The sequence below is a fragment of the Phaeodactylibacter luteus genome (genome assembly GCF_007993045.1).
GTDB classification, from domain to species: domain Bacteria; phylum Bacteroidota; class Bacteroidia; order Chitinophagales; family Saprospiraceae; genus Phaeodactylibacter; species Phaeodactylibacter luteus.
The window spans coordinates 1-13,038 of record NZ_VOOR01000080.1 but is presented as its reverse complement, the minus strand read 5'-3'; the positions used below and the strand labels follow the sequence as shown (position 1 = coordinate 13,038).

The 13,038-nt window shown below is 39.6% G+C and carries 15 protein-coding genes; all 15 read right to left on the bottom strand.

What is annotated here, in order from left to right; all coding sequences use genetic code 11:
• Nucleotides 1-1,175 precede the first annotated feature (1,175 nt).
• Nucleotides 1,176-2,483, bottom strand: a complete 1,308-nt coding sequence (locus FRY97_RS20775) for an APC family permease (RefSeq protein ID WP_147169546.1) — start codon at nucleotides 2,481-2,483, stop codon at nucleotides 1,176-1,178.
• Nucleotides 2,465-3,007 (bottom strand): phosphatase PAP2 family protein, encoded by a 543-nt coding sequence (locus FRY97_RS20770; protein ID WP_147169545.1) that lies wholly within the window; start codon nucleotides 3,005-3,007, stop codon nucleotides 2,465-2,467. Before FRY97_RS20770 ends, FRY97_RS20775 begins: the two co-directional genes overlap by 19 nt.
• Complete coding sequence (locus tag FRY97_RS20765; protein ID WP_147169544.1) at nucleotides 3,004-3,471, bottom strand: DoxX family protein; 468 nt, start codon at nucleotides 3,469-3,471, stop codon at nucleotides 3,004-3,006. The genes FRY97_RS20770 and FRY97_RS20765 overlap by 4 nt, the downstream gene beginning before the upstream one ends.
• A 1-nt stretch (nucleotide 3,472) precedes the next feature.
• Nucleotides 3,473-4,051 (bottom strand): phosphatase PAP2 family protein, encoded by a 579-nt coding sequence (locus tag FRY97_RS20760; protein ID WP_147169543.1) that lies wholly within the window; start codon nucleotides 4,049-4,051, stop codon nucleotides 3,473-3,475.
• Nucleotides 4,051-4,527: a hypothetical protein gene (locus FRY97_RS20755; RefSeq protein WP_147169542.1), complete on the bottom strand. Its 477-nt coding sequence runs from the start codon at nucleotides 4,525-4,527 to the stop codon at nucleotides 4,051-4,053. The genes FRY97_RS20760 and FRY97_RS20755 overlap by 1 nt, the downstream gene beginning before the upstream one ends.
• A gap of 76 nt (nucleotides 4,528-4,603) precedes the next feature.
• Nucleotides 4,604-5,422, bottom strand: coding sequence for an AraC family transcriptional regulator (locus FRY97_RS20750; protein ID WP_147169541.1), 819 nt, complete (start codon nucleotides 5,420-5,422; stop codon nucleotides 4,604-4,606).
• 6 nt (nucleotides 5,423-5,428) lie between these two features.
• Nucleotides 5,429-6,049, bottom strand: a complete 621-nt coding sequence (locus tag FRY97_RS20745; RefSeq protein WP_147169540.1) for a class I SAM-dependent methyltransferase — start codon at nucleotides 6,047-6,049, stop codon at nucleotides 5,429-5,431.
• A gap of 260 nt (nucleotides 6,050-6,309) precedes the next feature.
• Entirely contained in the window at nucleotides 6,310-7,818 is a 1,509-nt protein-coding gene (locus tag FRY97_RS20740; protein ID WP_170254799.1) for an MFS transporter, read from the bottom strand.
• Nucleotides 7,819-7,894: 76 nt separating this feature from the next.
• On the bottom strand, nucleotides 7,895-8,455 hold the full coding sequence (locus FRY97_RS20735) for a Crp/Fnr family transcriptional regulator (protein WP_246141867.1): 561 nt from the start codon (nucleotides 8,453-8,455) through the stop codon (nucleotides 7,895-7,897).
• A 2-nt stretch (nucleotides 8,456-8,457) separates the two neighbouring features.
• A complete protein-coding gene (locus FRY97_RS20730; RefSeq protein WP_147169538.1) occupies nucleotides 8,458-9,240 on the bottom strand; it encodes a nucleoside phosphorylase in 783 nt (260 codons plus the stop codon).
• A 3-nt stretch (nucleotides 9,241-9,243) separates the two neighbouring features.
• Nucleotides 9,244-9,597, bottom strand: a complete 354-nt coding sequence (locus FRY97_RS20725) for a DsrE/DsrF/TusD sulfur relay family protein (protein WP_147169537.1) — start codon at nucleotides 9,595-9,597, stop codon at nucleotides 9,244-9,246.
• A 122-nt stretch (nucleotides 9,598-9,719) separates the two neighbouring features.
• Nucleotides 9,720-10,367 (bottom strand): hypothetical protein, encoded by a 648-nt coding sequence (locus tag FRY97_RS20720; protein ID WP_147169536.1) that lies wholly within the window; start codon nucleotides 10,365-10,367, stop codon nucleotides 9,720-9,722.
• A 309-nt stretch (nucleotides 10,368-10,676) separates the two neighbouring features.
• On the bottom strand, nucleotides 10,677-11,822 hold the full coding sequence (locus FRY97_RS20715) for a hypothetical protein (protein ID WP_147169535.1): 1,146 nt from the start codon (nucleotides 11,820-11,822) through the stop codon (nucleotides 10,677-10,679).
• A gap of 34 nt (nucleotides 11,823-11,856) precedes the next feature.
• The gene (locus FRY97_RS20710) at nucleotides 11,857-12,330 is read right to left on the bottom strand and encodes a hypothetical protein (RefSeq protein WP_147169534.1); all 474 of its coding nucleotides are present in this window, start codon (nucleotides 12,328-12,330) and stop codon (nucleotides 11,857-11,859) included.
• Between the two features lie 122 nt (nucleotides 12,331-12,452).
• The coding region (locus FRY97_RS22505) for a hypothetical protein (protein WP_170254797.1) at nucleotides 12,453-13,038 on the bottom strand (586 nt) is incomplete at its 5' end.

Here is a 13,038-nt window from a genome sequence, read left to right as displayed (position 1 = left end):
CCCGGCTACGTGACGTGCCGGACTCTAAATTTACCATTTTCGTTTCATTTCACAAATGCTAGCGCAGGCAGCAAAAGGCGATGATGGCGAAGCCTGGCTTTTGCTGCCTGCGCGGGTTTTTCCATCTCCATTTTTCAATCTAAGATTTTTACCGGCATGGCATGTAGCCATTGTTGGGCGCTTCCATTTTTTTCTTCGTAAGACCTGTAATAGCGACCGTTTTACTGATTTTGGATAATTCAAAAGGGCCTTTTTCACTGATTCTCCAATCTTCTTAAACCGGTTTTCAATTCTGATGATCTCAAATTGATCTTGAAAGCTGATCCCAATTTACCGGTTTTGATTCCCGATCTCGAAGACAAATCTTCCAAATTGAGCCAAATTCTTGATCTCCAGCCTTCAATTTGATTCGGCTAAAATTCTGTTTTCAGATGATCATGATTCAAGTTGACCAATTCAATCTGTTGATTTTCAATTTCCGAAAATTCAACTCGATTCTCGACAACCCGATTCAATTTGATCAGATTCTTATTCGGTGAAAGGTTCAAATTTCGTGATCTTATCCCCTATTCAATTCGACGCTTTACCCAAATTCTTGATTTCCTGTATTGAGGCCCTGAATGTAAACTCTCTCCAAAAAACTCAATTTCTTCTTTCGATGACAGGGAGCGATAATTGTTAAGGATTTCAATTATTCGGGAAAACGGATTGCCCGATAAAAATACAAATTTTCCATTTTTCTGCCTGCCTAATCGGGCTATACAATCAATTGACCGTAACAAACAAAACTCGGGTTCCAAAAACCAATTCTTCCCGATTTTCAAAGGCAGGCTTACAAGCTAATCAATTGTTTATCAGCATTTTATTCCCAAAATGGAGTGCGCCCAACGGTCAAGTATAAGCGTAGTGCGGGATTTCGGAGCGATTCACTGTCCGCCTGCACCAAACTTTGATAGATGCCAAAATACTCAATTTTAGCCACTCAGCCCGCATTACGCTTATACAATGTTGTAGGTAGTGCTTTCTTTTTCGTCCGTGCGTTGGGGCAGACACACTTATTGACAAGCTTGGGATTGTGCGGCTGGTTCGAGCGGCTTGGCAATGTGTGTGGCTGTCGAGCGTTGGCTTTCCTACTAATGTTAATTGATTAACTGTAATCAGATTTTAGAGGTTTATTAATCTTTGTTTCGGGATTTCAACTTTAAAGCAATTGAATGCCAAATCAAACCAACACCTAATAATGCAAGACCACCAATCCAAAAAGTGGGTTCAATCCAAAATGCGAGAAACAGGCATCCAAATAGCCCAAAAGCCGGAATCCAACGAGGATATAAGCGTAAGTCCGCAGGCATTCTCAGAGCCGCAAGATTAGTAATGGCGTAATAAATCAATACTGTAAACGCACTGAATGACCAAGTAAAAACAACATCTCCGCTTAACACCAATACGCCAATTATTCCTCCTGTCACCCAAACAGCAATAGCCGGACTTTGAGTTTTGTGATTTATTTTTGACAATTTAGTGGGTAGGTCTTTTCTTCGTGCCATACTTAGAATTACACGCGACAAACCAAGCAGTAAATTAAGCACCACACCTAACATAGCTGTAATGGCAGCAATAGTGATTACAGTGCCAATAACAGGTACGGAAAGTGACTGAGCAACTAGCATCAATGGCGCTGCTTTTCCCTCAACGCTTTGACCAAATGCTTCCGCTCCCATAACATTTATCGCTGTAAGTGAAACGGCAAGGTAGAGTATTACAATAATTACCATTGCAAGAATAATGGCTTTGGGAATTGTAGTACGTGGTTCGGAAACCTCTTCCCCGAGTGTTGCAATCCGCCCATATCCGGTATATGCGACAAACATTAAAGCTGAGCCATAGAGAATTGATGTAAAAGAGGTGTCATTTACAGAGTCAATAATAGGTTGAACAGGAAAGCCCTTAACAAAGAAACTGACAATTACGAGTGCAGCAAGTCCTAATAAGGTTGCAGAAACAATTATTATATTGGCCTGATTGCTTCGTTTGATACCACCGGAAACAAGTAGTGTCATCAGAAAAAGTAACAATAGTCCGGCTCCTACAATGCCCACTTTGTCAACGTTTACACCAAAAGCATAAAATAGGTAGCCTATACAACCTAATACTGCCGTTGCTGCAGAAGCTGATTTTGCTATCAAAAACATCCATCCTGCAGCAAACCCAAAATAAGAGTTTAGAAAGCGGTTTCCATACTCATATGTGCCTCCACTCACCGAATGTGCAGCAGCAAGCTGTGCACTGCTTAAGCCATTGAAAGCTGCAAGTACAGCAGCTATTACAACTGCGATAATAATGCCACTACCTGCTATCTGGGTAGCAATGGCTATACTTACAAAAATGCCTGTCCCTACTATTGAACCCAAGCCCATTAAAATGGCTCCTGGTGTTTTTAGTTCACGTTTTAATTCGTTCTCGATTATTTTATTTTTATCCATTTAGCTCGTGTTATTATAGTTAAAAAGGAGATAATTAGTGCTATAAGAATTGCTGCAAAAACATCAAAGGGATAATGAACCCCCAATGCCATTCGTGAATAAGCAACAAGCAATGCCCATAATATTATTGGAATGGACCAAAGTTTATTTTGAAATAATAACATGGCACCAAAAGCCATTGAAAAAGCTTCGGTCGTATGACCTGAAGGAAATGAAAAACTACCTGCCTCAGACAGCTTGACAATATCTGGATAAGTAATAAAAGGTCGCGGTCTCTCAATTGTGAATTTTAACACCAAGCTTACAAAGGCTGACGTTAAAAATACGGTCAATAATTGATAAAAAATGACTTTAAAATTCCTCGCTTTTTTAATAAATCCTTGAGAAGCAAGAACTAAAAGAAGTGCAATTGAAACAAAGGTGGTACTATAGGATACCCAGTAAAGGAAATTGTCTAGGTATGCTATTCGACTGTTTTGTATCCAGCGCAGTAACTCTATATCGAAGTCTATAATGAAATTCATTTTTGCTTTGAAATTTTATTGTCAACAGACCAATTCCCACCACCTTTGATAAGCAAAAACAAACTCCCCAACCACATAGCAAAGTCGGTACGCATCTCGTGGGCCATACTCCAAAAACCATAATTGTTCAGTTCCCGAAGATTGAACGGCTCAAAACTCTCTCCAATAGCGATGGGAATTTTAGTTACCACGATGGCAACTGTCATATTGATAAGCATTGCTAAAGCAGCTCCTCGTGTCAATAGCCCAATCAGTAAAAGAATGCCGCAAGCTATTTCGAATACACCAACAAAATTCCCAAAAAACTCTGGGCTGGGAAAACCCATTTTTTTAAACCTTCCTGCACCACGAATAGCAGGAAACAAGAATTTTTGAATGCCTTCCGAAAGGAAAACCGCACCAACCATTAAACGGATTATGACGGTTGTTTTGGAGTTGTCTGAACTGATTATTTTTTGGAACATTTTAAGTGATTTTTTTAATAAAAACAGGATTATATAGTTTATAAATTCGAGCTGTTGTCCAAGCTATGGGTATACTTAAAATAGCTGGAACTATAATATCCGTTGGATAATGAACGCCAAGGTAAACTCTGCTGATACTTACAAAAATAGCCCAAGGGATAAGTAAGAATGGTATCCATTTCAGTTTATTTCGCGCTACCAAAGTCAGGTAGAATGCCAATGAAAAAACATTGGCTGCGTGAGATGAAACAAAACCAAACCTACCTCCTTTATAGCCATTGACAAAATGAAGTTCTCCTGCCAAACCAGGATTATGACTTGGTCGCAATCTTTCGAAAAGTGGTTTAAAAAGTCCTGAAGCCAGTTGGTCGCTCACCGTTATGAGCAATACAATTAACAAAATCATTAAAATAGAATCCTTTTTATACTTCCATATTAGCAGTAATGTCAATAGCAAATAAAACGGTACCCAAGTAAATTTACCGGTTGCAAACCACATAACACCATCCCAAAATTCATTATGATTACCATTTAACCATAACAGAATATCAATATCTAATTGGTTAATGAATTCTATCATTATTTTCTAATTGGTGATTGTCTGTAAAGAGGTTTCTTCACTTTAAAATGTGGCACTTTCTCCATCGCATGGCAACTGTTACAGTTGGTGGTAAGCATTTGGAAATTTTTGTTGAATACGACTGTGTCTCTTTTTTCAAGTGCTTTTTCCATTTCTGGAAGTGCTACGGTTAAGAAATGTTCTGCGGATTTTGCGCGTTTGGGTCTTCTTTCCAAGCCGTTCTCAATCGCTTTTCGAATTTTTTCAATTTGGTAGTTAGCATATTCCCAATTTTCGTCTTGTCCTGCCCAATACAGTTCCTGATAGCGGTAGCCTGTTTCTACCATTGCCATATCAAAACCCCTGAATTGGTTTTCAATGGTTTCTAATTTTTCCTGTTCCGTTCCTTTTATCCATTTGCCTTGTGCATTTTGCTCCTGATTGTTTCCACAAGACCACAGCAGAATCAAAGCGATAATTGATATTGACCATTTCATATTTTGTGGTTTTTAATGCTGTAAAATTATACAATACACAGCCAATAATATGGTCTATTTGAAAAATGTGTGGTATTTAGTTGTTGTCGCTTCTAAAACCCACTGGAGTTTGGTCAACGTGTCGTTTGAAGTATTTTGAAAAATGGGAATTGTCTTTGAAATCAAGCCTGTGTGCAATTTCACTTACGGTAATGTCTGTATAAAGCAAAAGCCTTTTTGCTTCATTGATGATGTGTTCTGAAAGTATCTCGGCAGAAGATTGTCCCGTTTCTTTTCTGCAAATTGCATTTAGGTTTTGCGGAGTGGTGTTCAACAATTTGGCATAATGGTTTACCTTGTTTGTGAGTTCATTTTCTTTGCTCAAAAGGTCAATGAATTTTTGGAAGGTTGTGCTATTGCCGTTTTTAGAAGTCTTTGGTGTTGCCGATTCAAGAAGTTTTCCCAAAAGTGCTTTTAACAGTCCGTCTATTATCGGTCGATTTGGCTTTTTCTTTTCTTGATATTCGTTTAGTAGAATATTGAAAATGTCTGTTGCAGTATTGTCTTTTGGGAAAAGGCAGGTTTGTGCGCTCAATTCTGAAATAAGGCGTTTGATGTCCTTGTCCAAACAGTTGTCGATAAAGGTTTTTTTGATGATGAGCACAAAGCCTGCGGGTTCTGTTTTGATGTCCCAAAAATGAACCTGTTCTTTTCGGATTGTGAAAATTACAGGCGTTTTTATTTCATATTCTTTGGTGTCAATTGTGTGTGAGCCCTTTCCTTTGGTCAGGTAAATAATTTCAAAATAGTTGTTGTGCTTGTGTGGAGATGTCTTTCTGATGTGTTGTCTGAACGGAGCAATTTTTAGTCCTTCTGCCTGTCTGGTTTTGTCTTTTATTTCTAATCTATGCGCCAAAGTCAGTTATATTTTTTTGAAACTACAAAACACAAAATTCTGAATAGTATCGAACGGGGTCTTGTGGTCAATGGTAATGCATTGTATTTTTTCAAAGAAGTTTTTTAGTCTTTCAGTCATTGTCTTTTCCGAGTACTGTTTGATTTCAATTCCGCTGCATTTTTTCGGGCCTTGTTCCGAAAATGTCCCTATTACCAAAACCCCTGATGGTTTAATACTCTTTTGTGCTGTTTGCAAGTAGTTTGAAACTTCCTTTTCGTCTGTCAAAAAATGGAATGCCGCTCTGTCGTGCCAAAAGTCATATTGCTCGACAGGTTGAAACTTGGATGCATCTGCCACAATCCATTTAACACTTTCAGCACGGTCGCCAAGTCGTTTTTTTGCTCGGGCAATAGCAGCTTCCGAAATATCAAGTACTGTTATGTCTTGAAATCCTTTGTCAAGTAAATGGTCGACAAGAAAACTGTCACCACCGCCAATATCAATAATTTTTGCACTCTTGGGTACATCAAATTGCTTTAAAAAGTCAAGTGAAGTTTCAGGTGTTGGTTCATACCAACTTACTTCATTTAATTGCTTGGTTTGGTAAATGCTTTCCCAATGATTTTTTCTGTCAAATTTTTCCATATTATTCTATTTCGTGCGTTGGCAAAATTCAAGCTCTTTTGGTTTTTAGTGTTGGCTTTTGTGTCGGAAAAAACCAAATGTGCTTGAATGTGCGGCTGGTTTTTTGCATTACCTACAACGGTATCGGCTATGCGTAGTGCGGGATTTTAAGGCACTTCACTTTCCGTTTAGCTGTTAGTTTATTTAATGTAATTACTTTCATATCAGCACTTTTGCCCGCATTACGTATAGCCAATGTTAGGTGCTGGCTTTTTTTCTTATTAATTGATATTCAACCATTTATTCGTTCCACCACAAAGCCAAATTGCATTTAGTCCATATTCTTTTAAAAGTTTTGCTCCATCTGCTGAACGTCCGCCACCTTTTCCGCAAGCTGTTACAAACTGGAAGTTTTTGTCAAGCTGTGAAATTTTGTCTTTCAATTCTTGAAGCGAAATGTTCAAGGCATTTGGAATGTGAGATTGTTCGTATTCTTCTTTACTTCTTACGTCAATGATTTGAATTTTTTTGTTCGCTTGAAGTGCTTCTTTTACTTCTTGGACTTCAATACACTCCTTGAGAGTTTTTATTTTTTCTGGCATACGGAACTTAATTATGAGTGAAGATATAATGGTCAGTCCACCAATTAAGAATATGGCATATTCCACTCCGAACAAGTCAGCGGTAATTCCTGAAATTACCGCTCCAAAGGCATAACCCAAATCTCGCCAAAGTCTAAAAGTCCCGATACTTTCTGCTCGTTGTTTTGGACTTGTCGCTTGTGCAATGGTGGATAAGAAAGTTGGATAAACCAATGCTGTTCCTAATCCTAAAATTGCCGAAATGGAAGCCAAAACATAAAAATCACTACTGAACGGAATAAGCAAAATAGCTAAACCTTGTAAAAGCATTCCCCAAAAGAGCATTGCTTTTTTTGAGTAATGGTCAGACATTTTTCCCGTAAAAAGTTGTCCAATTCCCCAAACTGTTGGGTAAATAGCCGTTATGATTCCGATATTTTCGTTGTTGTAATTCAGCGACAAAAGGACAATTGGAAGTAAACCCCAAATCATTCCGTCATTGAGGTTATTAACAAGTCCTGCCTGTGTTACAGAACTCAAGGTCTTGTTTTTAAAAGTGGTTTGTAAAAACACATTGTCAAGTTGAGCGGTGCTATCAGTTGCACTTTCTTTATGGACAAATACTCTGGTGTCTTTGACCCACAAAGCGGTCAAAATAAAACCAATGATAGAAATGAAAATACCAATGTAAAATGGGTATGGTGTAATGCCATACGTGTTGGCAATGTATCCTGTAAGAAAGGCAGCAACTCCAACTGCGAAATATCCTGCAAATTCGTTTAAGCCCATTGCAAAACCACGGTCTTTTTCGCCAACAAGGTCAATTTTCATCACTACAGTACTGCTCCAAGTTAAGCCTTGACTTATACCCAAAAGCACATTGGCAAAAATCACAAAACTCCAATTGGGTGCATAAATGAGCATAAACGGAATGGGAATAGCGAGAAGCCATCCAAACAACAGTAAATTTTTGCGACCAAATTTATTGGCGAGTCGTCCTGTATAGTAGTTTGCTATTGCTTTGGTAATTCCAAATGCAGTAATAAATGAAAGTATGGCAGTTTTTGAAGCAACACCAAATTCCAATTCTGCAAACTGCGGAAAAATAGAGCGCTCCATTCCAATCATCCCACCAACGAAAGCGTTTACGATAACTAAAAGTGTAAACTGCTTCCAATTTTCTTTTAATCCGAGTTTTATCTGTTCCATATTTATTTTTTTATGTTCAATGATGGAACAAAGGTCGATGAGTTCTTAGCGATTTCCTTTAACAAATGATAAATAATCATTGCAAATCTGCTCTTATTCGACTTAGAGAAACCTGGGTAATTCCGAGATAAGAGGCTATGTGTTTCAGTGGGATTTTCTGCACATAATTAGTGGTTTCTAACAGCTCCACATATCTTTCTTTAGCTGATTTGAATTGCAAGCTTTCTATTCTCTTTACAGTATTGACATATTCTCTTTCAAAAAGCAATCGGAATAATCGCTCTATGTCGTGATGCTTATCATAAAGTTTAAAAAGTGAATCGGAATTTATACCTACAATATTTGTTTGTTCAATTGCCTGAATACCTTTTGAGGTTGGTTTACCCGTAAAAAGGCTTTCTGCTCGAACTATCAAATCATTCCGAAAAGCAAAATGCTCGGTGATATCGTTTCCGTTTTTGTAATAAAAAATTCTTGCACGACCTTCCTGAACGAAATAAATGGTTTTGCATCTACTTCCAATTTCTTGAATAATCTCATTTTTAGAATAGCTCTTTACTTGGGTTATTTGCTCCAATGCTTCCTTTGCTTGAGGACTTGTTATATTAACGCTATTGAGAAATGAAAATAAATCCACAATTAGTTGCCTTTTAGATTGGTTAAAGTCTTTTTTAACAGTTCTAATGATTCCAAGCTGCCAAAAAACTCACCTTTCTCAAAGTCTCCTTCTTGTTGAGCCATTGTATTGGTAAGGTGAGCAAAGCAAATAATATTTTTTTCTTTTGCTTCGGCAAAGGCATATAAAGCAGATGCTTCCATTTCCACACAAGTTACTTTTTCGTCTTTCATTGCCTTAATGGCAGAGTGTGTTTCCCTGTATGGGGCATCAGTTGTCCAACTTTTAGCTTGAAACCACAAGTCATTTTCAGGTAACTTATGGTGCAATTGTGTTGATAATTGTGCTGGTCTTTCTTTGGGTAAATAATGGTAGCTTGTGCCTTCATCTCTTATCGCTTCTGTAATCAATGCAAACCTTTTAGCCGTTTCAGGTTCATTGATGATGCCTGCTGATGTGATGCTTATTAAATTTTCGCAACCCGAAACAAATAATTGTTCAGCTACCAAGACAGCATAAGAAGCGCCTACCACATAAGGAATAATACCTATTTCGGCATCATCCAAAATAAAGCTGTAAAGCTTAGAATGGTAGCATGACCAACATTCATTTTTTTTAGCAATATTTTTTTCTAAGAGATAGTTTGCCAAATCTCCATCAGGGTCTAAAACGCAAAATTTTGGCACTCCACATTCCACTTTGTTTTTTTGTCTCCTTGCTTCCCGCAACAAATTTTCAGGTAAAAAAACAGAAGGCTCATCGTGGTTTTTATTGCGAAGTATAGCGGCTTGTTTCTCTACATCCATCTTTTAAAATGTTAGTACTTTATCACTGTTCATTATTTCCTTGGTCAATTCCGCCATTGTACTGATTTCAGCTTGCTCAACAAGTTCAACACTTTTTAAACCACGAGCTTCCAAGCAACTTCCGCAGAGTAAAAGGCGTGTTCCTTTTCTTGTTGATAGTTTCAGCATTCGCTCAATGTTATAATATCCATTTGGGGTGTTTTGGTTAGGAATAGCACAATTCACTCCGTCTGCCATTAGAAAGATCACAACTTCTGCTTCGGGAAAGTCCTTATTCAGTTGATTGGCAATTCTTAAAGCGTTGAATGCCTTTTCTGTTCCATACGGTGCGTCATTTATGATTATTAATATTTTCATTTCAAATGTCTTTATATGGTTGAATGTCGTTTTTTTAGCTTGCACCTAACGTAAATTGTATGCGCCGTCCTGCCGCTTAGGCAGGATGGACGCATACAAAATGTTGGCAGTAGTTATCCTCTCTAATCCTTATACGTAATGGTCATTTTACAATCTCCTTCACAAGTACATTCTACATCGCCCGTTGAAGTAATATAACGTTCTCGACAGGTTTCAGTATCATTTCCACATCCGCCAGAACAATCTACTTCAATTGTTGGACCCACCCTGTTTCCATTATTGTCATAGTTTAGAACATACATTACACTGCCAATTTCATCTGTATCCACAAGCTTAAAATCCAGTAATATTGCCTCAGTTTGTTCAAACCGATTTATTTCAACTGATGTTAAAACGAAATCAGTTGACTTATAGGTCAATGTAAGGTACTCTTCAAAATAATCACCGATAGAATTTAAGTCACCAACTATACGTTCTTCGTCATTGGTAGCAATACTATTCGATAATTCCATTGTACATCCAGTACAAGAACACTCAACGGTTCCTCCTTTTAAATCCCAAATCATTCCGCATTCGCTACCGTCATCACACCCGTTAATACATCTAACGGTTATTCCTGTATTACTTCTGGACTCTACTACCATTTCAGTTTCAATGGATTTTTCCAGATTCTCTGTACTTCTAAGTTCGTCAATAATAGGTTTATCATCACAAGAAATGATAAACAGCATCATTAAAACTGCTGATGTCAAAAATGCTAATTTTTTCATTTTTTAAAAATTTAATTGTTATCTCTCATTTGTTTTAGGTTGCTTTGAGAATTCCAACCATTGGTCTGAATTAAATTTTAGTGAAATGATTTCTTTTCCATTGAGACTTGCACTAATCGTGTTGATTTGCCCATATCAGGCTTTTAATTTGTCTCTCGATTTCCCTCGTTTCACTTTTTCTAATTACTGCCAACGGGCAGGCCCAGCCGCAGCGCCTCCCCCTTAGCCAGCTCACGGGCAGGGGGAGGCGTTGGCGGCTGGGCGGTGTTGGGCGGCGACGCTTTATAAAACGGTCTAGAGATTTGCTTGTCAATCTACAACCATGAGCTTGCCGCTCATCGAACGGCTGATGGGGATGTCGCGTTCGCTTAGGCAGTCGAGGTTTGCTTGCCAGAAGTAAGTGCCAGACACATTGGGCAGCGGCCGGCCAGGAAGGCTAGCCTGGGAAGCTTGCCACAACAGCCGCCCCGCCGCATCATACAGGCGCAGGCCATAGCTTTGGACATTGATGGAAACCTCGGGCTGCGCGGGCGCAGCTCGGCGGTTGAGGCTTGGCAAGCTGATGCTGCAATCGCAGTTGTCGGTTTCCACTTTGAACACTTGCCGCTTGATGCTGCAATCGAAGAAGTTGTTGAGCACATAGCTGCCCGCCTGCTCCACCACTATATCCTGTAAAGTGCCTATGCCTTCCCAGTAGTAGGCATCAGCATCGGGCAGCCCCTGCAGCACAGCTTGGGTGCCCTGGCAGATGACCGTGTCCGTGCCGGGGATCGCCTCCAATTGCACCCCTTGCCCACCACAGGTTTGCAACAGCACCTCGTCTATGTAATAATAAGCCCAAAAGTCTTGCCCGCCTGCTATTTCCTTCACCGTAGTGATCCTGTCGCTGTCATGCAGATTGCCGAGGAGCAAGTACCGCTCCCCACCATCGGCTAAGTAGTGCCCGCTGACCGTGGCCCAAGCCGCAGTGTCCGAAAGTATCCGCCCCTCTTTGTTCTTGATGTGGTAAACGTAGTCTCCAAGCTCCCCCTGTACGGGCGCTGCCTTCAAGAAGGCCGCACCTATGTCGTCCGTCGCGTACTGAGACCGGCCCGAAAGGTTGGCCTTGAAGCGGAACTCATACAGTTGCCCTTCTTCCAGCGGGCTGAGCAGCTCGGCAACCAAAAACTCCCCGCGCCGCGCCGGGTAAGCAATAATGCCTGCATGGCCATCTCCCTGCGCAGGCACCTGGTAGCCTCTTGTATTACTGGGCACACTGCAGCACGCCCTGTAGCCGCGATGGAAGAAGTCCGTAGTGCCATCAAGCCTGCCCCATTGAGGCGATTCATTGACCAAAGATACTGTGTAAGGCGGGTCATCAAAATACTGCTCAAAGCCCCCATCGGGCACTAAATTCTGCGCTTGACCGAGCGGCACAACCGCAAATAGCACGGCCCAAAAGCAGGTAAAAGGCAAAATTGTAGTAGTATCAAAGCTGATTCGGTCAATATTAGCACACAATAAGAGAGATAATCTGATAATAAGAGCCATAACAGGTACCAGTTGAGCATGAATAACTGTAGTTCATCGTAACCCCTACAGGAACAGAGCCTGTAACTCCCTTGTTTATTGCAGTAGCGATAATATCAATGTACACATTGTAGGTAGGGGCAACAGGACTCCAAGGGTTGAAGGGATTACCTGAATCGCATAGCACTGTACCAGGATCGTAGGACCAAGTCAGGCTAGTTATGTTATTCCCGCATTCAAAAGCATATAATCCCTGCACGTTGAACTCCACTTCAACGCAATCGTTAGAGCCTGTATTGCAGGTAACTTGCTCATAAGTAAATGACATTGAGCAGCTCGGGCTAATATTGCTCAATGGCACTTTGTAAAGTGCTGTTTCATCACGTGGCATTTCGGCAATGCTCATGCACAGCAAAGCAAGAAACGACAAGCAAAGTGTTTTGAATGTTTTCATGGTCATGTTTTTTATGTTTAGAAATTCCAGATTGCGGGGCTGATGCTGCCCAACGGGTTGTGCAGCCGCAGTACGTAGCGCAGCGCAGTATTGTCGGCTGCACTGTGTTCTGCGCGGATGAGTTATTTCCTTTTCTCTAATTTCGATTTTATTTGATAAAACCCTTCATTTATTTCTTTTTGTCTTTCTAATAGTTTTTCGAGTTTCAAGGATGCTTCATTAGTGTTGATCGCAATAGTTGACCTAACATTTTCTAATGGAATTTTAAAAATATTGTGGTATTCAGTCTCTTTAACCTTATTTAAAAATTCATCCCAAATTTTACCAATTTCAATAAAATCAACCAATAACTCTTCCGACGATCTTATCATATTATTGGATTCCTCTATCCATCTATTAACATCCTCAACTCTGGGTAACGATCCTAATCTAAATTTCCTTCCGTCGTTTCCAATAGAAATTGATTTTTGTTTAAAGGTCTTCACTTCTGAAGATAACAAGTTTGATTTTTCAACTATTTCGTGAACTTTTAGTTGCGTTTTTAACATTTTATGCTCAACTATAATTATTTGTGATTGAACTGTTCCATAAAAAACATCCACATTTGAACTATTAAACTCAGTTGATACTTCATTTAACAGTTTTACGCTTTCCTTCAGGTATTCTCGTGCAGTATTTAGATGAGTTTTATCACTTTTGTTATCGATG

Coding starts and splice junctions, on each gene's coding strand:
- FRY97_RS20730 (WP_147169538.1), bottom strand. CDS start 9,240: ATGGATGTAGAGAAACAAGCCGCTATACTTCGCAATAAAAACCACGAT.
- FRY97_RS20710 (WP_147169534.1), bottom strand. CDS start 12,330: ATGAAAACATTCAAAACACTTTGCTTGTCGTTTCTTGCTTTGCTGTGC.
- FRY97_RS20740 (WP_170254799.1), bottom strand. CDS start 7,818: ATGGAACAGATAAAACTCGGATTAAAAGAAAATTGGAAGCAGTTTACA.
- FRY97_RS20775 (WP_147169546.1), bottom strand. CDS start 2,483: ATGGATAAAAATAAAATAATCGAGAACGAATTAAAACGTGAACTAAAA.
- FRY97_RS20765 (WP_147169544.1), bottom strand. CDS start 3,471: ATGTTCCAAAAAATAATCAGTTCAGACAACTCCAAAACAACCGTCATA.
- FRY97_RS20760 (WP_147169543.1), bottom strand. CDS start 4,051: ATGATAGAATTCATTAACCAATTAGATATTGATATTCTGTTATGGTTA.
- FRY97_RS20745 (WP_147169540.1), bottom strand. CDS start 6,049: ATGGAAAAATTTGACAGAAAAAATCATTGGGAAAGCATTTACCAAACC.
- FRY97_RS20770 (WP_147169545.1), bottom strand. CDS start 3,007: ATGAATTTCATTATAGACTTCGATATAGAGTTACTGCGCTGGATACAA.
- FRY97_RS20720 (WP_147169536.1), bottom strand. CDS start 10,367: ATGAAAAAATTAGCATTTTTGACATCAGCAGTTTTAATGATGCTGTTT.
- FRY97_RS20755 (WP_147169542.1), bottom strand. CDS start 4,527: ATGAAATGGTCAATATCAATTATCGCTTTGATTCTGCTGTGGTCTTGT.
- FRY97_RS20725 (WP_147169537.1), bottom strand. CDS start 9,597: ATGAAAATATTAATAATCATAAATGACGCACCGTATGGAACAGAAAAG.